This window comes from Exiguobacterium sp. UBA3491 (assembly GCF_002377745.1).
GTDB lineage: Bacteria > Bacillota > Bacilli > Exiguobacteriales > Exiguobacteriaceae > Exiguobacterium_A.
This window is the reverse complement of record NZ_DFQK01000012.1, coordinates 204,549-227,946: the sequence shown is the minus strand read 5'-3', so window position 1 is coordinate 227,946 and position 23,398 is coordinate 204,549. Positions and strand designations below refer to the sequence as shown.

29 protein-coding genes are annotated in these 23,398 nt (G+C 47.7%); 12 read left to right on the top strand and 17 right to left on the bottom strand.

Going from position 1 to position 23,398, the window contains the following annotated elements; all coding sequences use genetic code 11:
- Window positions 1-58: 58 nt before the first annotated feature.
- The 3 genes from B4F99_RS04230 to yneA form a co-directional block, all read right to left on the bottom strand.
- Entirely contained in the window at window positions 59-295 is a 237-nt protein-coding gene (locus B4F99_RS04230) for a DUF896 domain-containing protein (protein ID WP_035398122.1), read from the bottom strand.
- A gap of 113 nt (window positions 296-408) precedes the next feature.
- Window positions 409-1,062, bottom strand: a complete 654-nt coding sequence (locus tag B4F99_RS04225; protein ID WP_035408704.1) for a YneB family resolvase-like protein — start codon at window positions 1,060-1,062, stop codon at window positions 409-411.
- A gap of 45 nt (window positions 1,063-1,107) precedes the next feature.
- Window positions 1,108-1,395, bottom strand: coding sequence for a cell division suppressor protein YneA (yneA, locus tag B4F99_RS04220; RefSeq protein WP_023467771.1), 288 nt, complete (start codon window positions 1,393-1,395; stop codon window positions 1,108-1,110).
- A 211-nt stretch (window positions 1,396-1,606) separates the two neighbouring features.
- Between yneA and lexA the strand changes: the two genes are divergently transcribed.
- The 5 genes from lexA (at window position 1,607) to B4F99_RS04195 (ending at window position 5,563) form a co-directional block, all read left to right on the top strand.
- Window positions 1,607-2,221, top strand: a complete 615-nt coding sequence (gene lexA / locus B4F99_RS04215; RefSeq protein ID WP_023467770.1) for a transcriptional repressor LexA — start codon at window positions 1,607-1,609, stop codon at window positions 2,219-2,221.
- 31 nt (window positions 2,222-2,252) lie between these two features.
- Entirely contained in the window at window positions 2,253-2,723 is a 471-nt protein-coding gene (locus B4F99_RS04210; protein ID WP_035408706.1) for a metal-binding protein, read from the top strand.
- A 186-nt stretch (window positions 2,724-2,909) separates the two neighbouring features.
- Entirely contained in the window at window positions 2,910-3,611 is a 702-nt protein-coding gene (locus B4F99_RS04205; RefSeq protein ID WP_035408708.1) for an MIP/aquaporin family protein, read from the top strand.
- A gap of 43 nt (window positions 3,612-3,654) precedes the next feature.
- On the top strand, window positions 3,655-5,157 hold the full coding sequence (gene glpK / locus B4F99_RS04200) for a glycerol kinase GlpK (protein ID WP_214855371.1): 1,503 nt from the start codon (window positions 3,655-3,657) through the stop codon (window positions 5,155-5,157).
- Between the two features lie 133 nt (window positions 5,158-5,290).
- The gene (locus B4F99_RS04195; RefSeq protein ID WP_290755524.1) at window positions 5,291-5,563 is read left to right on the top strand and encodes a hypothetical protein; all 273 of its coding nucleotides are present in this window, start codon (window positions 5,291-5,293) and stop codon (window positions 5,561-5,563) included.
- Between the two features lie 87 nt (window positions 5,564-5,650).
- Here B4F99_RS04195 and dhaM read toward each other — a convergent pair whose 3' ends face one another.
- Genes dhaM through dhaK form a run of 3 tightly spaced genes read right to left on the bottom strand, consistent with a single transcriptional unit; the run spans window position 5,651 to window position 7,607 of the window.
- Window positions 5,651-6,019: a dihydroxyacetone kinase phosphoryl donor subunit DhaM gene (gene dhaM, locus B4F99_RS04190; RefSeq protein WP_290755522.1), complete on the bottom strand. Its 369-nt coding sequence runs from the start codon at window positions 6,017-6,019 to the stop codon at window positions 5,651-5,653.
- Window positions 6,012-6,614 (bottom strand): dihydroxyacetone kinase subunit DhaL, encoded by a 603-nt coding sequence (dhaL, locus tag B4F99_RS04185; RefSeq protein ID WP_290755520.1) that lies wholly within the window; start codon window positions 6,612-6,614, stop codon window positions 6,012-6,014. Before dhaL ends, dhaM begins: the two co-directional genes overlap by 8 nt.
- A 24-nt stretch (window positions 6,615-6,638) precedes the next feature.
- Entirely contained in the window at window positions 6,639-7,607 is a 969-nt protein-coding gene (gene dhaK, locus B4F99_RS04180) for a dihydroxyacetone kinase subunit DhaK (RefSeq protein WP_290755518.1), read from the bottom strand.
- Window positions 7,608-7,761: 154 nt separating this feature from the next.
- Here dhaK and B4F99_RS04175 point away from each other — a divergent pair, with 154 nt between their 5' ends.
- Window positions 7,762-8,463, top strand: coding sequence for an AzlC family ABC transporter permease (locus B4F99_RS04175; protein ID WP_035408725.1), 702 nt, complete (start codon window positions 7,762-7,764; stop codon window positions 8,461-8,463).
- Window positions 8,442-8,768: an AzlD domain-containing protein gene (locus B4F99_RS04170; protein ID WP_290755516.1), complete on the top strand. Its 327-nt coding sequence runs from the start codon at window positions 8,442-8,444 to the stop codon at window positions 8,766-8,768. Before B4F99_RS04175 ends, B4F99_RS04170 begins: the two co-directional genes overlap by 22 nt.
- A gap of 313 nt (window positions 8,769-9,081) precedes the next feature.
- Here B4F99_RS04170 and B4F99_RS04165 read toward each other — a convergent pair whose 3' ends face one another.
- From B4F99_RS04165 to hflX, 6 genes are all read right to left on the bottom strand, one after another.
- Window positions 9,082-9,357, bottom strand: a complete 276-nt coding sequence (locus B4F99_RS04165) for a GNAT family N-acetyltransferase (protein ID WP_035398130.1) — start codon at window positions 9,355-9,357, stop codon at window positions 9,082-9,084.
- Window positions 9,332-9,568, bottom strand: a complete 237-nt coding sequence (locus B4F99_RS04160) for a (4Fe-4S)-binding protein (protein ID WP_290755514.1) — start codon at window positions 9,566-9,568, stop codon at window positions 9,332-9,334. The genes B4F99_RS04165 and B4F99_RS04160 overlap by 26 nt, the downstream gene beginning before the upstream one ends.
- 116 nt (window positions 9,569-9,684) lie before the next feature.
- On the bottom strand, window positions 9,685-11,031 hold the full coding sequence (gene glnA / locus B4F99_RS04155; RefSeq protein ID WP_290755512.1) for a type I glutamate--ammonia ligase: 1,347 nt from the start codon (window positions 11,029-11,031) through the stop codon (window positions 9,685-9,687).
- Between the two features lie 45 nt (window positions 11,032-11,076).
- Window positions 11,077-11,475 (bottom strand): MerR family transcriptional regulator, encoded by a 399-nt coding sequence (locus tag B4F99_RS04150; protein ID WP_023467758.1) that lies wholly within the window; start codon window positions 11,473-11,475, stop codon window positions 11,077-11,079.
- A gap of 141 nt (window positions 11,476-11,616) precedes the next feature.
- Window positions 11,617-12,894 carry an aminotransferase class I/II-fold pyridoxal phosphate-dependent enzyme gene (locus B4F99_RS04145; protein ID WP_214855359.1) on the bottom strand — a complete coding sequence of 426 codons (1,278 nt, stop codon included), beginning with the start codon at window positions 12,892-12,894 and terminating at the stop codon, window positions 11,617-11,619.
- A 2-nt stretch (window positions 12,895-12,896) separates the two neighbouring features.
- A complete protein-coding gene (gene hflX, locus B4F99_RS04140; RefSeq protein WP_214855357.1) occupies window positions 12,897-14,138 on the bottom strand; it encodes a GTPase HflX in 1,242 nt (413 codons plus the stop codon).
- Between the two features lie 139 nt (window positions 14,139-14,277).
- Between hflX and B4F99_RS04135 the strand changes: the two genes are divergently transcribed.
- Window positions 14,278-15,249 (top strand): tyrosine-type recombinase/integrase, encoded by a 972-nt coding sequence (locus B4F99_RS04135; protein WP_056060521.1) that lies wholly within the window; start codon window positions 14,278-14,280, stop codon window positions 15,247-15,249.
- Window positions 15,250-15,395: 146 nt separating this feature from the next.
- On the opposite strand, the gene hfq is transcribed toward B4F99_RS04135, so the two are convergent.
- Together hfq and miaA are read right to left on the bottom strand one after the other, a co-directional pair.
- Entirely contained in the window at window positions 15,396-15,644 is a 249-nt protein-coding gene (gene hfq / locus B4F99_RS04130; RefSeq protein ID WP_023467753.1) for an RNA chaperone Hfq, read from the bottom strand.
- 48 nt (window positions 15,645-15,692) lie between these two features.
- On the bottom strand, window positions 15,693-16,619 hold the full coding sequence (gene miaA, locus B4F99_RS04125; RefSeq protein ID WP_290755507.1) for a tRNA (adenosine(37)-N6)-dimethylallyltransferase MiaA: 927 nt from the start codon (window positions 16,617-16,619) through the stop codon (window positions 15,693-15,695).
- 507 nt (window positions 16,620-17,126) lie between these two features.
- Between miaA and B4F99_RS04120 the strand changes: the two genes are divergently transcribed.
- Window positions 17,127-17,654: a hypothetical protein gene (locus B4F99_RS04120; RefSeq protein ID WP_290755505.1), complete on the top strand. Its 528-nt coding sequence runs from the start codon at window positions 17,127-17,129 to the stop codon at window positions 17,652-17,654.
- A gap of 35 nt (window positions 17,655-17,689) precedes the next feature.
- On the opposite strand, the gene B4F99_RS04115 is transcribed toward B4F99_RS04120, so the two are convergent.
- Window positions 17,690-18,688 carry an ABC transporter permease gene (locus B4F99_RS04115; protein ID WP_214855351.1) on the bottom strand — a complete coding sequence of 333 codons (999 nt, stop codon included), beginning with the start codon at window positions 18,686-18,688 and terminating at the stop codon, window positions 17,690-17,692.
- Window positions 18,681-19,601, bottom strand: a complete 921-nt coding sequence (locus tag B4F99_RS04110; RefSeq protein ID WP_290755502.1) for an ABC transporter ATP-binding protein — start codon at window positions 19,599-19,601, stop codon at window positions 18,681-18,683. Before B4F99_RS04110 ends, B4F99_RS04115 begins: the two co-directional genes overlap by 8 nt.
- 126 nt (window positions 19,602-19,727) lie before the next feature.
- On the opposite strand from B4F99_RS04110, the gene B4F99_RS04105 reads away from it, so the two are divergent.
- Window positions 19,728-20,492 (top strand): SGNH/GDSL hydrolase family protein, encoded by a 765-nt coding sequence (locus tag B4F99_RS04105; RefSeq protein ID WP_290755500.1) that lies wholly within the window; start codon window positions 19,728-19,730, stop codon window positions 20,490-20,492.
- 38 nt (window positions 20,493-20,530) lie between these two features.
- On the opposite strand, the gene B4F99_RS04100 is transcribed toward B4F99_RS04105, so the two are convergent.
- A complete protein-coding gene (locus tag B4F99_RS04100; protein WP_035408747.1) occupies window positions 20,531-20,881 on the bottom strand; it encodes a DoxX family protein in 351 nt (116 codons plus the stop codon).
- A gap of 205 nt (window positions 20,882-21,086) precedes the next feature.
- Here B4F99_RS04100 and B4F99_RS04095 point away from each other — a divergent pair, with 205 nt between their 5' ends.
- Window positions 21,087-22,217 (top strand): S1C family serine protease, encoded by a 1,131-nt coding sequence (locus B4F99_RS04095; protein ID WP_035408750.1) that lies wholly within the window; start codon window positions 21,087-21,089, stop codon window positions 22,215-22,217.
- A gap of 76 nt (window positions 22,218-22,293) precedes the next feature.
- On the top strand, window positions 22,294-23,398 hold a 1,105-nt coding region (locus tag B4F99_RS04090), incomplete at its 3' end, for a lysine N(6)-hydroxylase/L-ornithine N(5)-oxygenase family protein (RefSeq protein WP_290755498.1).

The following is a 23,398-nucleotide window of genomic DNA, read 5'->3' as shown; positions in this document are numbered from 1 at the left end:
ACAAAAAAAGAGGTCCGCTTGACGCGAGACCTCTTTTTTCTATAAAAGAAACGAACGATTATTGTTTATTCCGTTCTTCTTCTTGTGCTTGTTTCAATTTCTCTGGTGTTACGTCCGTTCCTTCTTCATCGACGATTTTCATGCCCATGAGTTGGTTTTTGAACGATCCACGGAATGCTGCGAGATACGCTGCACGTAATTCTTTTTGCTCTGCCGTTTCCGCTTCTGATAACGGCTCGACTTTTGATTTATTCGCTAATGCATTGATTCGATCTAATTGTTCTTGTGATAACATGGAATCCCTCTTTCTTTATGACTCAAACTTGAGTTGTTCAATTGTATTCTTACTGTAAAAGAGCTTATAAAAAAAAGCAAGTTAACCGCGTCAGTCGACGGGTTACTTGCTTCTCATTCCGGGCTAGGTGTCAGTTCGCGGTATTCAAGATATCGACGATTGACCGTTGCTTTTGAAATATCATGCCCCATCCCCCGCAAGGTGATGGCGATATCAGAAAACGTCAATCCGAGTTCTCGAAGACGTACAATTTCTTCGATCGGTACGTCTTTTCGACTACGTCCTGCGTTCTCTCCTTGACGATTGAGATTTCGTTCCGGGCGAAAACCTTGTTCGACTGCTCGCCGCATGCCACGGGCGATTTTTGCATTATGCAGTTTCCGTTGGTATTCTTCCACGAGTGAGACGATCTCAAGGACCATCGCTTCTGCATCCGCAAGTTGATATTCTCCATCTGAATCAAGCGTCATCAAGCGGACCCCATGTTTTTTGAATGTATGCAAAATAGCGATTTTTGCATTCCCTCGACCAATCCGTGTATCATCTGTCACCAGGACCGCATCTACCGTATCGCGTGTCACATAATCAAGAACTGTTAGCATCCCTTCCCGATCAACATCATATCCACTCTCTTTTTCAGAGACGATGTCCACGACATCAAATCCCTTTTGAGAAGCAACCTTCGAAAGCTCCATCCGTTGGCGTTCAATCGAACTATCTTGTGCTTCTTTTTCGGTCGATACTCGACAATAAATCACGACCTTCATCGTACCTCACATCCCTGTTCGTTCTTTCACAACTTTTCCATTTTGTCATTGCTGTGCGATTGGTACAACGATTTTGCTTTTTGAGATGACATGTTTTGTCTCAACATCATTATTTTTGATCAACCAGTTGACGTATTCCTCATCTGACATCGAACCGTCATTGTAGACTTCAGCAATTTGTTCGACTGTAGCGTTCTCATCGACCGTAACGGAAGCCGTCATCAATTGCGCTACTTTTTCATCTGGGCGTGGTGTGAGTAAAAAGATCACGAAGGCAATACTTAATGCATAGAAGAGAATAGAAAAAGCATGAGTACGAATCGTATGAATCATCATGAATCCCTCCAAATATGAAATGAATGAGTTAGAATAAACGTTCGCGGAACAATTGTTCGCATAACTCATAATAAACACAGAACCCGTGTTCGGTCAACACAAAATGTCGAACAATTGTTTGTACGCTCATTTGTTCTATGTTATAGTGAATTTAGAAACATATATTCTTACATTTCAAAATTCAATCCAGAAAGAGGTGGCAATTCGTATGCGGAAAATGTCTAAGCGTCAACAAGAGATTCTCGACTACATCGTCTCTGAAGTGAAACTGAAGGGGTATCCCCCATCAGTTCGTGAAATCGGAGAAGCAGTCGGACTCGCGTCTAGCTCGACGGTACACGGTCATTTGGATCGACTCGAGAAACGGGGAATGATTCGCCGTGACCCGACGAAACCACGTGCGATTGAGATATTGCTTGATAAGCCTGAAGAAATCACGGAAGCCATCGTTCATGTTCCCGTCATCGGGAAAGTCACAGCTGGTCTTCCGATTACAGCGATTGAAAACATCGAAGAACAATTCCCGCTTCCTGCACATTATGTAGGAAACGAAACGGTCTTCATGTTGACGATCGATGGGGAATCAATGATTAACGCAGGTATTCTTGACGGCGATCGTGTCATCGTACGCCAACAAAACACAGCAGAAAACGGAGAAATCGTCGTAGCTATGACCGAAGATAGCGAAGCGACGGTGAAACGGTTCTTCTTAGAAGATCAACAGGTACGTCTACAACCAGAAAATGACTCGATGGATCCGATGTATTTCGATAATGTCTCCATTCTTGGTAAGGTAATCGGCGTGTATCGGACGATTCATTGACGGAGGGACCAGTTACGACTGGTCTTTTTTCATGCCCTCAGGAAACGTACATGATACCGTCAATACCGTCGCACTGACGGGTTACGTTGCGTATTCGGTCGCAACGCAACAAACGGATTGGTTACCGACTGCCATCGGAATCGCTGTCGGTACGCTTTGGTTGTCACCTGACCTCGATTTAAAGTCAGAACCGTATTATCGCTTTGGACCATTTCGAGTCCTGTGGATGCCTTATGTGAAGATCATGCCCCACCGCTCGATCTGGTCACACGGATTGATCATTGGGGATGTCATCCGACTCCTTTATAGTGCTGCACTTGTGATTCCCTTATTATTTCTCAGCTTGTATTTTCAAGTCATCGCGTCAGAGACCATTGATTCCTGGTTCGCTTCCCTACCCGCTTTTGTCATTGGTATCATGGTGGCGAGTACAATTCATATCCTACTAGATTATTCCAGTAGTTGGTTTCGACCTAAAAAAAGAAAAAAGCGTCGTCGTTAACACCTCTTTTGCTTGCTTGCAGGCAAGACGAGGTGTTTGCTTATCCAATTTTTCGTATCTTTAAACATTAAAATAAAAAATTTCCATTCCTATATTTCAATTATATGTATTGAAAACGTTATCAAATCGGAGTAATTTAAAGTAGAAAGACCATTATTTGCTTTAATCCAAAGGGAGGGTTTTTGCATGAATAACTTTGTACTAGAAATGATCGGTACGATGATCCTCATTCTGCTCGGGGATGGTGTCGTCGCCGGTGTCGTCTTGAGAAAGACGAAGTCCGAAAACAGCGGATGGATTGTCATCACGTTCGCTTGGGGTCTTGCCGTCATGACAGGAGCATTCGTCGCTGCTGAGAGTGGAGCGCACTTGAACCCTGCTTTAACAATTGCACTTGCTTTAAACTCTGATTTACCGTGGGCAGACGTTCCTGTCTATATTGCCGGACAACTTGTCGGAGCTTTCATCGGCGCCATTCTCGTTTGGCTTCATTACATGAAACATTTTGAAGCGACTGATGATCAAGCTGCAAAACTCGGTGTGTTCGCAACAGGTCCAGCGATTCGCCATACGCCGTCGAACTTGATTTCTGAAATCATCGGGACATTCGTTCTCGTCTTCGGTATCTTGGCGCTCGGTTTAACGACATTCGGTGACGGCTTAAAACCACTTATCGTCGGTTTACTCGTCGTCGTCATCGGTCTATCACTTGGTGGTACAACAGGATATGCCATCAACCCGGCCCGTGACCTTGGACCGCGTATCGCACACGCTATCCTACCGATTCCGAATAAAGGTTCATCTGACTGGGGCTACTCATGGATTCCAGTCGTCGGTCCAATCATCGGTGGAGCGCTTGCCGTGTTCATCTATCAATTGATCTACTAAGATCACGTCTCACTAACACATACCGCTCAAGGGGGATTTCGAAATGGAAAACAAGTATATCCTAGCACTCGACCAAGGTACGACAAGCTCACGTGCGATCATCTTCGATCACGACGGGAAAATCGTCAACTCGGCACAACGGGAATTCAAGCAATACTTCCCACAACCAGGCTGGGTCGAGCATGATGCAAACGAAATCTGGGGTTCAATTCTTGCTGTCATGGCTGAAGCACTCGGAACAGCAGATATCAAACCTGAGCAAATCGCCGGAATCGGAATCACGAACCAACGTGAAACGACAGTGGTCTGGAATAAAGAAACAGGTAAACCGGTTTATCACGCACTCGTTTGGCAATCACGTCAAACGTCTGGTATCTGTGACGACTTAAAAGAACAAGGTTTGAATCAGAAGTTCCGTGATAAAACAGGACTTTTGATTGATGCCTACTTCTCTGGTACGAAAGTCAAATGGATTCTCGACAATGTCGAAGGCGCACGTGAGCAAGCAGAGAACGGTGAATTACTCTTCGGTACGATTGATACGTGGCTCGTTTGGAAATTGTCTGGTGGAAAAACGCATATCACGGATTACACGAACGCTTCACGGACATTGATGTACAACATCTATGAGCAAAAATGGGATGAAGAGTTGCTCGATATCCTCGGTGTTCCTGCATCGATGTTGCCAGAAGTACGTCAATCGAGTGAAGTCTACGACAAGACGGTACCGTATCACTTCTTCGGTTACGAAGTGCCAATCGCTGGGATCGCTGGTGACCAACAAGCTGCACTCTTTGGTCAAACATGCTTCGAAGCGGGTGAAGGAAAGAACACATACGGAACAGGTTGTTTCATGCTCATGAATACGGGTGAGAAAGCCGTTTCTTCTGACCACGGACTCCTGACGACAATTGCTTGGGGCGTTGATGGAAAAGTCGAATATGCGCTTGAGGGTTCTATCTTCGTCGCCGGTTCTGCGATCCAGTGGCTCCGTGATGGACTCCGTATGTTGAAACACGCGAAAGATTCAGAAGGCTATGCAACGAAAGTCGATTCAACAGACGGTGTTTACGTCGTTCCTGCTTTTGTCGGTCTTGGTGCACCGTATTGGGATTCAGATGTTCGTGGGGCGATCTTCGGATTAACACGCGGAACAGATAAAGAGCACTTCGTTCGGGCAACGCTTGAATCACTCGCTTATCAAACACGCGACGTGTTGACAGCGATGGAACAAGATTCTGGAATCGAACTGAAAACACTTCGTGTCGACGGTGGTGCTGTAGCCAATAACTTCTTGATGCAGTTCCAATCGGACATCCTCGGCGTTCCTGTCGATCGTCCAGAAATCAACGAAACGACTGCACTCGGTGCAGCATATCTTGCTGGATTAGCCGTCGGTTACTGGAAAGATAAAGCGGAAATCAAACAACAATGGAAGCTCGATCATCAGTTTAAACCAGAGATGAAAGAAGACGATCGTGAACAACGCTATGCTGGATGGCAAAAAGCAGTGGAAGCGACAATGGTCTTTAAACCATCGAAATAAGTTAATTAATAACCCGATCCCTTTTACAGAGGGACCGGGTTTTTGATATCTTATAGAAAATATAGCGTGAAGTGCCTCATGAATACCATTTATTCTGATCAACAGCTAAAAGAATACATTCAGTTCGCGCTTGATGGCAACATCACGCATGAAGAACTGGCAGCTGGCAGATTGGTGTTACCGGTATATGATCAATGTCTACCATAATGATTATTATCATCTTGCAACTGACGGACGTGGAACTTATCCATTAAGTGAACAAGCGACTGAAGTAGCAAACGATATCGATGCACAATGGGATCTCTATCTTTATAACACGTATTCTTTGGATGCATTACAAACACTTGATTTAGCTACAGTTTGCTTACCTAGAGAGTGGTTAGAAGAGTGGCTCCGGTCGTTTTGATTCATGAGAGTCTCTACTAAGTTTTAATATGAATAGAAGTAATTGAAATAAATCCCCCTCGCCTATTCGCGATGGGGGATTTATTACTTATTTGCCAAACTCATTTTTTAATCCGTCTTCAATCTCATCGACGGATTTCGACTGTCCACTTAAAACAGCTGCTAGAAAAGCACCTTCGACGAGTGGTGCGTCGATAAAACGTACCGTCCGTTCGCCACTGTATAATTCAAGTGCTAATTCCGTGTTCATCGTCGCAGAACCGATATCCGTTAAGACGACTCCATCGTCGTCTAGTGTATTCAGTGTTTCTTCGATTCGTGTCGCGTCCGTTCCAATGCTACCATTTTCAAGACCGGCTGCTATTAAGACTGGTGTATCCGGTGCCATCTCTGCCAACAGTTCCTTCAGTCCAGCCGCGAGTTTTTCACTATGAGAAACAAGTACAAGATTAACCATGAAGCACCTCCGCAATTTCGCTGAGTAGCAAAGCACTCGATAAACTACCTGGGTCCTGTACGCCTTCCGTCGCTTCACCGAAGTAGGACGCGCGCCCTTTCGTTGCGATACGCGCTTTTGTATCAGCAAGCGCTTGATCGATTGCCGCTTTCAAGTCCCCTTCTTGCGAGAGCGCTTCTTGGAACGGTGTCCAGATATCAACCATCGTCTTTTGACCGAATTCCGATTTCCCACGCGATTTGATCCCTTCCGTCGCTTCGCGGAAAGCGTCTGCAAGATCCGCACCTTCGACTTCTGTTTTCCCTTTGAATGCACCGGCGAACTTAACAAATGCTGTCCCGTATAAAGGACCGGATGCCCCACCAATCGTTTTGATCAGCGTCATCCCGACTTCTTTGGATAAAGCTCCTAAATCCTCATATTCGCCGTGTTCTTCTAGCGTCTTCTGGACTGCTTGGAAGCCACGCGACATGTTAATTCCATGATCTCCATCACCAATTTCCCGGTCAAGGTCCGTCAATTCATTCTTATGCTGTTCGATCTGTTCCGCTGCTTTGAGGAGCGCGCTTTGCAACTGTTCCGTCGTCAACTTCATGTTTTTACACCCCGTTTATTTGAATTAGAATCCAATCGCTTTCGTTTCTGCATCGAGATATCCGAGCAGTTCATCATCCACTGGTAAGAGCGTGATTGAGAACCCGTGCATCTCAAGCGATGTCATATAGTTTCCAACGAATGAGCGGGCAATCTCGTAACCATGCGCCTCAAGTTCTTCCGCGACATATTTATACGTGATGTACAGTTCGGATTCTGGTGTTCCGCCCATCCCATTCACCATGACGGCGACTTTTTTGTCTGGTACTTCTTTCGTCAAACGATCGAGCAACTCTTTGACGATCGCATCAACGGAAGCGACTGCTTTTCGTTCAAGTCCTTTTTCACCGTGGATCCCGATTCCGATCTCCATCTCGTCATCATGCAACTCAAAGCCTGGCTTGCCGCTCTCCGGCATGTAACATGGTGAGAGTGCCATTCCAATCGAACGAACGCCCTTGATGACTTTTTCCGCAACTGCTTTGACTTCACTTAGTGATTTTCCTTCTGCCGCTGCAGCACCGGCAATCTTATGGACGAAGACAGTTCCTGCGACCCCACGACGATCCTCTTCCTTTTTGATCGCGATGTCATCATTAACGACGACCGTATCAACTTCAATGTCCTCGAGTTCAGCAAGTTCCTTCGCCATATCGAAGTTCATGACGTCACCTGAATAGTTCTTGACGACGAGTAGGACACCTTTTCCCCCATGAGCTGCCTTGATGCCTTCAAGCACCATGTCGGGTGTCGGTGAAGTGAACACTTCCCCACAAACAGCCGCAGCAAGCATACCGTCCCCGACGAATCCAGCGTGTGCCGGTTCGTGACCGCTTCCCCCACCAGAGACAAGACCGACTTTTCCGTCCAGTGGTACTTTCCGCGCAACGACGTTAACACCTTCGACTTTTTTATACATATCAGGGTGAGCAAGTACGAGCCCGTCGACCATGTCTGAAACGAACCGGTTTGAATCTTTCATTAATTTGTGCATGAAAAACGCTCCTTTACCTAACTGATTTTGCCGTACCACTTACTCTTTACCACCAAATCAAGTCGAGTATGTCGAAAAAAATGATGAAAATATTGACCAGTTGGTGACGATATACCGCACGAATGCTATGCTCTTAAAAAAGAGGAGGAATCGAATGTCATCAGCCTTTCAAGCAGGTGTCCGCGCCTGTCTACCCACCGTCCTTGGCTATATCGGCATCGGCTTTTCCGCAGGGATCGTCGGTCGTGCCTCCGGCTTATCCCCTCTTGAAGTCGGATTCATGTCCGTCTTCATCTATGCCGGCGCCGCTCAATTCATCATCACGAGTCTCTTGCTGTTGAATAGTCCCGCCTCTGCCATCATTCTGACGACATTCATCGTCAATCTCAGGCACTTGTTAATGAGTCTGACGCTCGCTCCGCACGTCGAGACACGCCACCTTCGTGATCGACTCGGTACCGGGACGTTACTGACAGATGAATCGTTCGCTGTCGCAATGAATACTGCGCAAAAAGGGAAGATCTCACCGTCCTTCATGCATGGCTTAAATCTGACCGCGTATCTTAGCTGGATTATCGCAACCGTTCTCGGTGCACTTGTCGGTAGCTGGTTTCCTGATCCCGAACGCTTCGGTCTCGACTTTGCTCTGACGGCGATGTTCATCGGTTTATTGTACTTACAATTTGAAGGAGAACGTACCCGCATTGCCGTGAATAGTTGCCTCTTATTGATCGTCTTACTTTTGCTTTACATCACCATGCGCTACTTTTCTGCGGAAGTCGCCGTTCTTTGCGCGACACTCGGTGGCGCTAGTATAGGAGTCGTGATCACACGATGGAAATCCGCCCAGAATTAATCGGTCTCTTTTTAGCTTGTGGACTCGTCACTTGGATTCCACGTATCTTACCGTTTCTCGTCCTTCATGGACTGACGTTACCGCGCCTTGTAACGGAATGGCTCTCGTTCATTCCCATCTGCCTGCTTGGCGCCCTCTTCTTTCAAAATTTACTTATCGCGCAAGACAACGCGTTCCCGACGATTTCGACGCTTCATGTCTTCGCCGCCCTACCGACGATGGCAGTCGCGATTTTTAGTAAAAGTCTTTCTTGGACGGTCATCACCGGTGTCGTCACGATGGCGTTTCTACGGATTTATCTGTAAGCAAGTTATTCATCTTTAACATATTTCGGTAAATATTTTATGTTATCCTTAAAATAGAAATACATGGATAGTGAAGGAGGTGCTGATGTGCCGAACAAGTGGCTAATACCCTTTTTAATTTTATCGTGCGCTAGTTTTCTACTTGCGAATCAAATGGATCTACCTTATATGCTAAAACAAGGACTGGTCGCGTTGTACATCATCGCCTATTTCGGTGCGATGGTTGTTTCTCGCAAAATGAAAGTCAGAGATCACAAACAATGACTCGAAAAAATCTCCTCTAGTCTTGAGAGACCGGAGGAGATTTTTATGATCACGTATTTGCTTGTACGTCCTGATAATCCGATTGATGTTCGAACTCTTTTTTCGCAAACGGACATAACGGCAGTAGCTTGACGTTTGCTTCCCGTGCCCAGTTGACGATCTCGGCAACAAGTTGTTCCCCAATCTGTTGGTTCCGGTGCGCGGGATCAACATACGTGTGATCAATGATCCACATGCCGTTGTTCGTATCGCTGTAAGTGATTTCTCCAATCACTTCACCTTCCTGATGGGCTTCGATTTTACGTTCCGCTCGTTTCAGCTCCATTTGCTTCCCTCCGTTCGTAAGATAAGGCGCCGCTTGGACAACCATCGACGACGCGCATGACGTCTTCCACCGGCGCCCCGTCCCCTTCAATCCAAGGACGCCGTTTGACATCAAAGACGGTCGGTAGACTTCGTACACAATGACCGGAATGAATGCAGACTTCCGAATCAAAATAGACCGTGATCTCTTTGCCTTCATATCCTTTTTTCATGATATATCGTCTCCCTTTCTTTGTACTCTTGTATCTTTCCATATCCTTGACTCAATCCCTGTCGACGACATGAAAAAAGCACTTCCAGACAAAAGTCCAGAAGTGCTTGAGTTGGATTAGAACAAGACCATGTACTGATCGCGTTCCCATTCCGTGACTTGCGTCCGGAACATATCCCATTCGATTTCTTTCAATTCAACGAAGTGCTCTGCGATGTGATCGCCGAGAGCGTGCATGACGACGTCATCCGCTTTCAAGACTTCGAGTGCGTGGCTGAGTGTTGATGGAAGATCATCGATTCCGTTCGCAACGCGTTCCGGTTTGTCCATGACGTAGATGTTACGGTCGATTGGAGCCGGTGCTTTCAAGTTGTTCTTGATTCCGTCGAGACCTGAAGCGAGCAATGTCGCAAGCGCGAGGTACGGATTCGCTGCTGGATCGACTGAACGAACTTCGATACGAGTCGAGAGTCCACGTGCTGCAGGAACACGGACGAGTGGTGAACGGTTACGGGCTGACCATGCGACGTAGCAAGGCGCTTCGTAGCCAGGAACAAGTCGTTTGTATGAGTTGACTGTCGGGTTACAAACCGCTGTGAAGGCACGTGCGTGTTTGAGGATACCTGCTGTGAAGGCACGTGCATCATCCGACAATTGCATGTCTTCGTTGCCTTCATCGAAGAAGACGTTCTCGTTGCCTTTGAAGAGCGACATGTTCGCGTGCATTCCTGATCCGTTGACTCCGAAGAGTGGTTTTGGCATGAATGTCGCGTGCAAGTTGTGCTTCGCCGCGATCGTCTTGACAACAAGTTTGAACGTTTGGATGTTATCCGCTGTCGTGATCGCATCCGCATATTTGAAGTCGATTTCGTGCTGACCTGGAGCGACTTCGTGGTGTGATGCTTCGATTTCAAAGCCCATGTTCTCGAGCTCGATGACGATTTCTTTACGGCAATTTTCACCAAGATCGACTGGTGCGAGGTCGAAGTATCCACCTTGGTCGTTCAATTCAAGTGTCGGACGACCTTTTTCATCTTTCTTGAAGAGGAAGAATTCTGGCTCTGGTCCAACGTTGAATGATGTGAAACCGAGTTCTTCCATATCTTTAAGTACCCGTTTGAGCTGACCACGTGGGTCTCCTGCGAACGGCGAGCCATCCGGATTATGGATGTCACAGATTAAACGTGCAACTTTCCCTGTTCCATCTTCTGTCCATGGGAAGACGACCCATGTGTTTAAGTCTGGGAAGAGATACATATCTGATTCTTCGATCCGGACGAATCCTTCGATCGATGAACCATCGAACATCATTTTGTTATCAAGTGCTTTTTCCAATTGGCTTACTGGAATTTCAACGTTCTTGATCGTTCCGAGGATATCTGTGAACTGTAAGCGAATGAAGCGTACATCCTCAGCTTTAGCGATTTTCAAAATGTCTTCTCGTGTAATGTTGCGACGTGTCATGTGACAAATCCCCTCTCCGATTCGTTTTTATATGGTTACAGGTCCTTACTTGAAGAAACGCCCGAGCTCACCTTGGATGAGCGACGTCTTTCCATGTCGTCCTGCTTCCTTCAATTCATTTTTCAGGAGTTTATACAATTCGCCGTCAGATAGTTCCGGACGCGTCTCGACGACGCTCTCCGCAACGCGTTCGCGTTTGACGAGATCGTTTTCAAAAATCAATTTGATCCCTGCGATATTCAGTCCCTGATCCAGGTATTCCTTAATCGACAACAGGCGATCGACATCGTTGAACGAATAGAGGCGACGCTTCGTCTCTGTCCGCTCCGGCTTAATCAGTCCCTGTTCTTCGTAATATCGGATCTGGCGGGCAGATAACGCGGTCAACTCTTGAACGACTCCGATGGGAAATAGTGGCTTGGACTGGCGTGATGAGTCTGCCATGTGGTTCCTCCTTTTTCCTTACTCCATGAGAATAAACCTCTGTCAGGCAACTTGTCAAGCGATGTAAGAAAAGTTAACACAACTTTTTTAATCACTTTACTCGAAGTCGTTCAGAGGTCGTTTTCACGAGATATGCTAGTATTAAACGTTTTTTTCTGGAATTAATTGTTTTTCCATCAAGTGATTGACGGCTGAGATGATCGCGATCTTGACGTGGCTATACGTTAAACCACCTTGGACGTATGCAGTATAGGGTGCACGGATCGGACCATCCGCTGACAACTCGATCGATGAGCCTTGTACGAACGTTCCTGCTGCCATGATGACATCGTCCGCATATCCCGGCATATAATCCGGAATTGGTAACGCATGTGCATTGACGGGTGAAGCAGCTTGGATCGCCTGACAGAAAGCAATCATCGGCTCCGGCGCATGGAACGAGACCGATTGAATCAAATCCGTCCGTTCTGCCGTATGGTGCGGTGCCGTGTCAAAGCCGAACTGACCGAGCATGCTTGACGTGAACATCGCACCCATCAACGCTTGGCTAACCGTATGTGGTGCCATATAGAAACCTTGATACATATCCGGAAGTGCGGATAACGATGGACCGGCTTCGGCGCCAATCCCTGGCGTCGTCATCCGGAACGATGCCCGTTCGATCAAGTCCGTTCGACCGACGAGATAACCGCCAGTCTTCGCAAGACCACCACCTGGGTTCTTGATCAACGACCCTGCCATCAAGTCTGCCCCGACGTGCGTCGGTTCGATCGTCTCGACGAATTCACCGTAGCAGTTATCGACGAAGATCAGTACGTGCGGATGGACGGCTTTGATGGCGGCGATTGCTTCACCGATTTCATTAACCGGCAGACTGCGTCGCGTCGCGTACCCTTTTGAACGCTGTATCCCGACTACCTTCGTCTGCGGTGTGATCCGTTCGAGAACGACCGGTACGTCGATCGTCTCGGCGTTTTTCATCTCGACGACATCATAGTGGACGCCCAATTCCTTTAATGAACCGCGTCCATCACCACGAATTCCGACGATCTCTTCGAGCGTATCGTATGGTTTTCCTGTGATATAGAGCAGTTCATCGCCCGGCAACAATAAACCGAACAACGCGATACCGATTGCGTGGGTGCCGCTGATGATTTGTGGACGACAAAGACCGGCTTCCGCACCGAAGACGTCGGCATAGATGCGTTCGAGCGTATCGCGTCCTTCATCGTTGTAGCCATAGCCTGTTGACGGCATGAAATGAAAATCACTGACCTTGTGACGTCGGAACGCATCGAGGACACGGAATTGATTGTATTCCGCGACCTCTTGCGCCTTCTTGACGTACGGAGCGATCTGTTCCTCCGCCCGGTCAATGAGCGGACGAAGCGTTTCGTAATGGGTTAATTCTGAAAACATGTTTACACCTCGTATTGTTTCAATGTCGCGTATAGACGCGTATCTTTACGCAAGTAACCTTTTAGAATGACAGAACCATCTTCTTCGAACGATTCCTTCAAGTTCATCATGACTTCCTTTGCCGGATTGTAATGAGCAAAACCATCAACCGGGATGCGGATCTCGAGATACTCGAGGATCTCACTGATTGAACGTTCGATCTCTTCAATCAAACGCTCGATGTCCTGCGGATCAAGTGCAGAGATCAACAGTTTCCCGCCTGTAAACAAGCGGTTCAGCTGATCCTTCTTGTTGTAGACTTCTAGCTGCGGGATGTCACCGGCACCGAGTTCATCGAGAACATCGTTCGTCGTCTGCATCTGATTCAAATAATGCTCACTCGATGCATCGACGACATGGAGGATCAAGTCCGCTTCCAGCACTTCCTCGAGGGTCGAGCGGAACGCTGCGATCAACTTCGTCGGAAGATCTTGGATGAAACCGACCGTATCCGTCAGGAGGATTTGCCCACCTTCCGGCAAATCAACTTGACGTGTCAACGGATCGAGCGTCGCGAACAACTCATCCTTTTCGTATGTGTCGGCTTGAGTCAACCGGTTGAAGATCGTGGATTTGCCAGCATTCGTATAACCAACGAGTGCGATTTGGAACGTCTGGTTCTCTTTGCGACGTTCCCGGTAACGAGAACGGTGCGCGACGGATGTCTCGAGTTGTTTCGAAATCTCATCGACGCGGCGCCGGATATGACGACGATCCGTCTCGAGTTTCGATTCACCTGGTCCACGTGTTCCAATTCCGCCACCAAGACGTGACAGTTGTGTTCCCTGCCCGGCAAGACGTGGCAACAGATAACTCATCTGTGCCAGTTCGACCTGCAATTTCCCTTCGCGTGACTGGGCACGTCCAGCGAAGATATCGAGAATCAACTGCGTCCGGTCGATCAACTTGATCGCTTCCGGGTCTGATAAGGCAATCCGGATATTTTTCATTTGACCCGGCGTGACTTCAGCATTGAATATGATTAAATCAGGTTCAAGTTCGTCTGCTAACGCAACGAGTTCCTCAACCTTTCCTTTTCCGATGAACGTTCGGCGGTCAATCGCTTGTCGTTTTTGATCCAAACGACCGACGACGACACCATGCGCAGTCGTTACGAGTGCTTCGAGCTCCGCGACCGATTCTTCATAGACATGATCCGGGACACCGGGGAGCTGGCAACCAACGACGATGACGCGTTCTGACATAATATCATTCCTTTCACGAGTAAAGACGTACTGCGCCCCTTATCATACCACAGCCACCGGTTCGTCTGAACTTTTTTGGACAGGAAACATCCGTTCGGTTTATGATGGAAGAAACACCATTACGAAAGGGAGGAAAACGATGGCACGCGAACAGTCGTATACGCTTCCAGAATTCATTGAACGCTACCTATTTTATTTAACGACAAGCGGACGACAACTTTCGACCGTCCGGCGCTATCGGTACGATTTAATCGAAGTCCACCGCTACATGACGGATGTCGATCAACCACTTGAGACGATCGATGATTTCAAGGCGATTTCGATTGAGACGTGGAAGACGTTCATCAATGAGTACTTGATCGAAGAGAAACTCTACCAACAAGCGACGGTCGCCCGAATCGTCACCGTCATCAATCAAGTCAATTATCAAATTCGACAAACGAAGGCGAAGCTGATCGAATACGCACAACCGACACATGAATTGACGGCAAAACACGTCGCTTCCTTTAAGGAATACGAGCAACTCGTCCGAACGAATCAATCCGATCGCGGCTTGACGGAACATCAATTGAAAGCCCGTCCGTATTTGATCGATCGAAACGAACTCATTCTCCGCCTGTTTTATCGCTACGGTTTACGCGTCCATCACATCATCGGCTTAAAGATGCACGATCTCAACTTCGCCCAGCAAGAGATGACCGTCCACGATCGACTCGGCAACCGCTACCTGCTCCATCTCGAGCGGGAAGATCAAGATATCATGTTGCGTTACTTGAAGACGATTCCGGAGCCCGTCCGCCCACGTTATCACAGTACTGACCCTTTTTTCGTCGCCTTCGACTTCGCCCGGATGACATTCCGCTGGGTTTACAGTAAGAATGCACCGAAGCAATTGTCGATTGTCATGATCACGAAGATGATGCGTCAGCTGAATGAACGGTCGGACAACAAGCGGGTCTTGACACCGTCGATGTTACGCAACAGCTTCATCCTAAAAACGTATCAGGACGAGATGACGAAGGAAGAACGCCTGCAGAAGACGTGTCTTTATAAGGATGTCTCGCTTCGACGTTATGAAGAGGCGGTCGAGGAACTGACACCATTACTGTAATGACACATTTACGCTGAAAGTGAAGTAGCTGTCATTTTTCACTTCACTTGCGAAGCGTCATTCTTTCGTTATTCGTCTCGAATTTTTAATACGACCCACACCTGAATGAAACCTAAAAAAAGACGACCCCCCGGTCGTCTTTTTCATTAGCGAGAAACTTCTTGCGTCTCTTCTTGCTCATATAACGTCACGTTGCGCGCTGGTGCGAACGTCGAGATCGCGTGTTTGTAGATTAATTGCTGTTTGCCTTCTGACTCCAAAATGACCGTGAAGTTATCAAATGACTTGATCAGCCCCCGTAATTGATACCCGCTGATTAAGAAAACCGTCGTTGGGACTGCATCTTTCCGTAATTGATTTAAAAAGACGTCCTGAATGTTGTATGTCGCTTTCATGATTCCCCGTGCCCCCTCTTTTTATCTGTTTCTGTCTTCGGGCAACTCTTATTTAACCGCTTTCAGAAACTCTACAGTTCTATCATAGATAATTTTGAACGTTTCTTCAAATGAAAACTTTCCCATATCTACCCAAACGCCATCAAATTGATGACGGAACCAGGTCAATTGACGTTTGGCGAAGCGTCGTGTGTTCCGTTTTAGCATGTCAACAGCAGGATCGAGTGGTGCTCCGTCAAGAACAGGTAACATCTCTTTATAACCAATCGCTTGCAACGCCTTCGTCTGTCGATACCCGGCAGCGTCCAGACGCGCCACTTCCTCTAGAAGGCCACTGTCGACCATCATGTCTACCCGCTGATCAATCCGGTCATACAAACGATCCCGGTCTTTCATGTGTAAAACGAACAACAAACTCTCGTAAAGTGCGGGTTGACTGCCAGTCGTTTGTGTCTGACCAGTCCGCGCGACCTCGATCGCCCGAACGACCCGCTGGATGTTATTCGGATGAATGGCTTCTGCGCGCACCGGATCGAGTTCTTTTAACTGATCATGTAGTGCAGTTGCTCCATGTGTCGCCGCATACGCTTCGAGTTCAGTCCGTAAGGCTGGATCTTCTGCCTGCTCAGTAAACTGGTAATCATATAAAATCGATCGGATGTAAAGCCCTGTTCCACCGACGATGATCGGTAACTTACCACGGCTTGCGATCTCATCGATCGTCGCTCGGGCAACCGTCTGAAAACGGGCTACACTCATCTCGTCGTCCGGTGTGACGAGATCTAGCAGATGATGCGGCACTCCTTCCATCTCTTCGGTCGTCACTTTTGCCGATCCGATGTCCATCCCTTGATAGACTTGAACCGAATCTCCGGATAAGACCTCTCCGTTTAGTCGTTTTGCGAGTTCAATGCCTGTCTTCGTTTTTCCGACTGCCGTCGGTCCGACGATGACGATAACTGGTTGTTTCTTCATTCTGCTTCACCCATTCTTTATCTTTTCATTTTTGATTCGAGTGTACCACAGCCACTTACTCGGATTAAAAAAATCCACAAAAAAACCGCCCTCCTTGGACGGTTCCACACTTACTTGTCTTATACGCGACGGATGAAATCGTCATAGATGGCACTAAAGATGCACCATCCACAAATGACGACGCCTGTCAGCATGATGCCCCAATCTGCCATGGTCGTTCCTCCTCTAGTCATCGTTATTCTCTCTTTTGACGGTTTGAATGGTTTGTAAACCCTTTCGAGCAGGTTTGACACCAATTCTTGGAATCAGTATGATAAAAGTACGATTGGTACGTAGCGCGGAGGCTGACCTGCATCAGCTTCCCATAGAGGCACTGCCTCTCGATTCCATGTCTTGTGCTGGCACGAGGCGACATAGGAAGATTTCTTTCTTTCACAGAACAGGTCCGGCATCATGCCCGGGCCTGTTCTGCGTGCTAGTAGATTATTTCAAAAGGAGCTGGTTCTCGTGCGCATTCAAATCATTGGTGGGTCTGGTACAGGAAAAAGTACACTAGGTGCATTCGTCGGACAATCGGAACGGATTGCGTGGATCGATACCGACCATTATCTCTGGAAAGATACGAAGTTCACTGAAAAACGTGACGTCTCCGAGCGATTTTCCATGTATGAAGCAGATATACTGTCTTACCGTGATTACGTCGTCTCCGGTTCCATCTTCGCCTGGCACCCGGATGGTTTCACCAATCGGGACTTGCTCGTCTTCCTGTCGCTCGACGAATCGCTCCGGATGGAACGGCTCATCGCACGCGAAGCAGCACGTTATCCTGACTTTTCAGGATCAAATGAGTTCCTCGACTGGTGCCGGACGTATCATACAGCGACGGACCCGAAGATGATCGGCACGTTCGCGGAACACCAACTGCAAATGGAACGGTCGGTTTCCCCCGTTCTAAGATTAGACGCTTCCATACCGACACAGCTTCAGTATCAAAAAATAATGGAAACATATGACAAATTGCCTCATAAATCATGACAAACGGGTCCCCTCTTCAGGTGGACCCGTTTGTCTTAATACATATCTTTTTGCGTGAAGTTCCAGAAGGCAACGATTAGTGCCGCGGCCGTCCAACAACCGAGGACAGCAAGCGAAAACGGAAGTGTCATCCCTTCGATCGGTGGCGCTTGACCATCAAGGTAGTTAATCAGTCCAAAGTTGACGTTGACGAGATACTTCGAACTCGTCCAGCTCGAACCGAGCGTCGTCAGTAACGTACCGGAAATCAAAACTGCCATCATGATCCCGATGCCTGTCGCCGTATTCTTGACGAGAACGGAGACCATCAAGGCAATCGTCCCGACGACCGCCGTGACGATCCAGGCTAGACCGACCGCCATCAACAGATACTCCCACATCGGTAACGTATGCACGAATTCAGTCGAGAACGTTCCGCTCGGTGAAGCTTGGAATCCGGTCAAGATCGGTGCGGTCCAGCCGTCATAACCGAGGACGATTCCGGATATCGCATAACAGACGACGACGGTCAATGCCATCAGCATCGATGTATAAAGTAACACCGTCAACCATTTCGCCATGAGGATCTTCCAACGCCGGACCGGTCGCGACAGCAACGTCTTGATCGTTCCGTCATTTTGTTCCCCGCTGACGATGTCCGCCATGATGACGATGATGAACAGCGGTAAAATCAACGTCAATCCTTGCGAGAAGAAAATCCGGATGAACGTCGGGGCTCCCGGATAATTCGGATTGATGTCGTTATCGAGATAGTATTGGTTTTGTTTTAGGTCGAATTCAAGGAACTGACGGAACTCATCTTGAATACTGCTAGAAGCAAGACGGTTCTGTGTATCGACGATATCTTGTTGAAGTTCAACCCGCCAATCGAGTGTTCCTTGCTTTTTGATCTGTTCTTGAATGTCTCGATACTGTGCGTACGTAAACATTGAGACGAGGACGATGAGGATGATCGCAACGACAGCAAACCGACGTTTTGAAGCGATTTTCGTCACTTCATTTCGGACGAGACCGATCATGTTCGGATTACGCAATGTGATCTCCTCCCGTCAACGTGATGAACAGATCTTCAAGCGTCTGGACTTTCCGTTCGATCGGCCAAACTTCAACACCTGCTTCAAGCAACTGCTTGTTAAGTGCCGGCGTCTTACTAGCATCCATCAAGGTATGGACCGTATTCGCATCGACGACTTCGGATACTTGGACTAAATCAGAAGCCGATAAAATCTCGTTCGCCTTGAAGGCATCGTCGACACGCCAATCAACACCAGGAGCAAGCGACTCGACCAGCTCCTTGACCGTTCCGACTTGGACGATTTTACCGTAACTCATGATCGCGACACGATCGGCGAGCATCTCGATTTCAGCGAGAATATGACTCGAGACGAGGACCGACAGTCCCGTTTCCTCGACGAGCCGGCGTATGAATTGACGCAAATCCCGAATCCCCATCGGATCGAGACCATTCGTCGGTTCGTCGAGAATCAAGACGCTTGGTCGTCCGAGTAGTGCTTGGGCGATACCGAGACGCTGACGCATCCCGAGTGAGTATGTCCGGACTTGATCGTCGACCCGCGCCGTCAAATCGACGAGATCGATGACTTCCTGAATCCTTGCCTCGTCGACATTCGGTAACATCCGGGCGAAGACTTGTAAATTTTCACGACCTGTCAAATATTTATACAACTCCGGGTTCTCAACGATCGAACCAATCCGCTCCATCGCTTGGACGAACTGTTTGCGGACGTCGAAGTCACAGACTGTGATTTTACCGGACGTCGGTTTAATCAGTCCGACGAGCATCCGGATCGTCGTCGTTTTCCCTGCCCCGTTCGGTCCAAGGAAGCCGAAGACCTCACCCGGTTGAATTTCAAACGAGATATTATCGATGATCGTTTTTTTTCCGATCACCTTTGTTACATCTTCTAATTTCACTGTTGGTTTCACGTCTCTCACCTCTTATTGTCTATTCTAGCGGAATAATGAATCATTTGACTTGTCAGAACACTTCATTTCCGCACATTCTTTCAACATTTGCTACAATCAGGATAGAACCTAGAAGGAGGAACGTTCATGAAGCGATTACGCTGGTCCCTGTTTTTAACCGTTTCACTCTTACTGACCGCGCTGTTTGGTTACGGTTTCGTCAACGCCTATAGTGATGTCGTCAATCCACCGAAGCGTGCCGTCCTCACACCAACGAAGGAAGAACCTGTCAAAAAAGGCGGAACGTACGTCGCGCTTGGTGATTCCTTGACGCGTGGTGTCGGAGCATCTAACGGAAATAGTTATGCTGCTCTTGTCGGACGTGACCTTGTCAAAGCGAACACGGTCGAGCGTTTTCAGAATCTTGCCGTCAGTGGTGCCCGGACGGAAAATTTATTAAAACAACTCAAACAAAAAGAAGTCCTACGCTCAGTCAGTCAAGCGAAAGTCATCTCGGTGACGATCGGCGGAAATGACTTGTTCAATCGTGGCGAAGGTGTCACGAATTTCGATGCAAAGAAAACGGCCGCGACGATTACGACGGCTCAAGACAACTTAAGAAAGACGTTCCGGATTCTGCGCGAACAAAATCCGGATGCTGTCATCTTCTACGTCGGACTTTATAATCCTTTCCGGGCAACGGAAAACGGTGAGGCGTTCGATGCGATCGTGCAAGACTGGAATGCTAAATCCCGGACGCTCGGGATTGAATATGACGTCGAAATCATCGACACATTCAATCTCGTTCGCGACGTCAAACGTGATTTATCAAGCGATCAGTTCCATCCGAACGACTCTACCTATGAAGAGATCGCAAAAGCCGCATTACTTGCTGTCAATAAACGTTTCTAAAACAAAAAGCCGCCATTTCGGCGGCTTTTTGTTCCGATTCATTTCAGGCGTTTGGCCAAGGCGATCAGTCCCCATTGAAGCGGCAAACGTGTCCAGAGCAACCATGATGGAAGGCGCTTCCCATTGACCGGCTTCGGATTGACGGCCATATTGACGTTTGCCGGTAAGACCGCGTACAAAAAGGCCGGAAGCGTCTTACGAACGAGATGTACTCCTTTTCCTGTCAACAGCATGAGACCATAAGCGATCTCGATCACACCCGTTACTTGGACGAAAAAGCGCTTAAACGGAATGAACGACGGCATGATGCTGACAAACCCTTTCTCGTTGCGGAAATGACCAACTCCCGCAAACAATAATCCTGCTCCATAGACTAGACGTAATAGCATGATCATTCACTCTCTCTTTCCACTTTACGGATTCATTCGAAACAGCTTCAGTGTATCGAACTGATCCGATTATCTCAACTTTTAGAAATTGTCGTCGAATTATGGGGAATGATGAGTCATTTCGGAATGTCTCCCGTAATCAGGTGACAAGTCACTTCATTTGCTATGATGAAGTCAGAAATCATACAGGAAGGGATGACGACTTATGGCTGGAAAAACAAAAGGACTTTTACCTGGATTGACTGGAGGAATCATCGGTGCCGTTCTGACGGCAACGATCGCGTTTCCGATTTTACTCGATCAAGAGCAACAGGTCGCGGACACACCACTCTCAAACGGAATGCCAAAACAAGTCTCGACGACGTCGAATGATCCAGTGACGAATGCAGTCGCCACTGCTCAAAAATCCGTTGTAACGGTAACGAATTATCAAACCGGTAATGCGATGTCGCAAAAAGAAGCAGCTGCCGGCTCGGGATCTGGTGTCATTTATAAAAAAGAGAATGGAAAAGCATACATCATTACGAACCACCACGTCGTCGATGGCGCATCAAAACTTGATGTCACACTTAACAACGGTAAAACACTGCAAGCCAAATTACTCGGTAGTGACGAAACGTATGACTTAGCCGTGTTAGAAGTCGACGCAAACGACGTTCCAGGCGTCATCACACTCGGGAAATCGGCTGACTTAAAAGCCGGACAGACTGTCCTTGCGATTGGTAATCCGCTTGGTGAATTCCAAAACTCCGTTACCCGTGGAATCGTCAGTTCGAAAGACCGGACTGTACCGGTCGATACGAATAACGATGGACAAGACGACTTTAATACAACGGTCATCCAGACGGATGCCGCGATCAATCCTGGTAACTCAGGCGGTGCCTTGATCAATGAACAAGGACAACTCGTCGGTATCAACTCGATGAAAATTGCCGAGTCGGGTGTTGAAGGTGTCGGTTTCAGTATTCCAATCGATGATGCATTACCAATCCTTAAACAACTTGAGACGAACGGTAAAGTCGAACATCCGACACTCGGTGTTTCCTTACAAGATGTGGCGGCGTTCCCTGCTGGATATTTAAAAGATCAAGTTAACTTACCAGACAGTCAAAAAACAGGTGTCGTCGTCATGTCAGTCGAACCGAACAGTCCAGCTGCTGCGGCTAAACTGAAAACAGGTGACGTGATCACGAAAATCAACGACTCCGAGATTAAAGGATTCGTCGATATCAAAACGGCACTCATCAAATCAGACGGTCCACTCTCACTGACAATCATCCGTGACGGAAAAACGATGACGGTCGAGACGAAAACAACGACGACCGACCAGCTGTAAACTTCAGCCTGACGTTTCGTCCGCCTTCCTTTTCGGGTATTGTTTTAGAACAATATCGAATTGGGAGGCTTTTTCTATGTATGACTTAATCGGCATCGGCATTGGTCCGATGAATTTAGGGTTGAGCGCACTGGCTCATCCGACAGATTTAAAAACGTTATTTTTTGACGAAAGCGAACAATTCTCATGGCATCCCGGCATGATGATTCAGGATTCGATGATGCAGACAAGCTTCATCTCCGATCTCGTCACACTTGCTGATCCGACGAGCGCATTTTCTTACCTTAATTACTTACGATCGATCCAACGTCTCCACACGTTTTACTTCTATGAAAAACTTCTGATTTCAAGACAAGGTTACAATGATTACTTACGCTGGGTGGCGACACAGCTTAATGATTTACGATTTTCAACCCGCGTCGTCGATGTGCAAGATACCGGTGATAGTTTTGAGGTCCTCGTCGAAGATGTCACAACCGGGAAACGGGAAACGTTCGAAGCACGGAACGTCGTCATCGGTACTGGCTCAAAGCCCGCGATTCCAGACACGTTTGACGAGCGTGTCATTCACAATACACAGTATGTCATGAACAAGGCAGAACTGTTGCAGCGCAAAAAAATCAGTATCGTCGGCTCCGGTCAAAGTGCCGCCGAGATCTTCCTTGATCTTTTGACGACACCTGCTCCAGAGCGTCCTGAACTCGAATGGATTGCGCGTTCGACACTGTTTGAGACACTCGAGACCGGTAAACTCGGAGAAGAAATTTTTTCACCGAGCTATGTGATGTATTTCAACCAACTCCCACTCAAAGTAAGACAAGAGTCGGTCAAGAAATTCGCCCGGTCTCAGAACGGCATCAGTCCAGAGACCCTGCAATCGATCTATGCCCACCTCTATGATTTGACGGAAGAAGAACAGCAACAAGTCGCGATTCGCGCGAATCTTGAAGTGAAAAAGATTACCTATGACGAACGGTTCACGATCGCGATGCAACATCAAGAGCTCGAAGATGAACGCTCGTCTAAAACAGATGCTGTCATCGCGGCAACCGGCTTTTCGCCATCCCTTCCAAGCTTCATTGATCGACTCGATATCGTGTTCGAAGCACCCAACGCTTGGAAAGTCGACGCAGACTATCAAATCGTGCGTTCCGTCGAGACGGCGCATCATCTTTACGCAC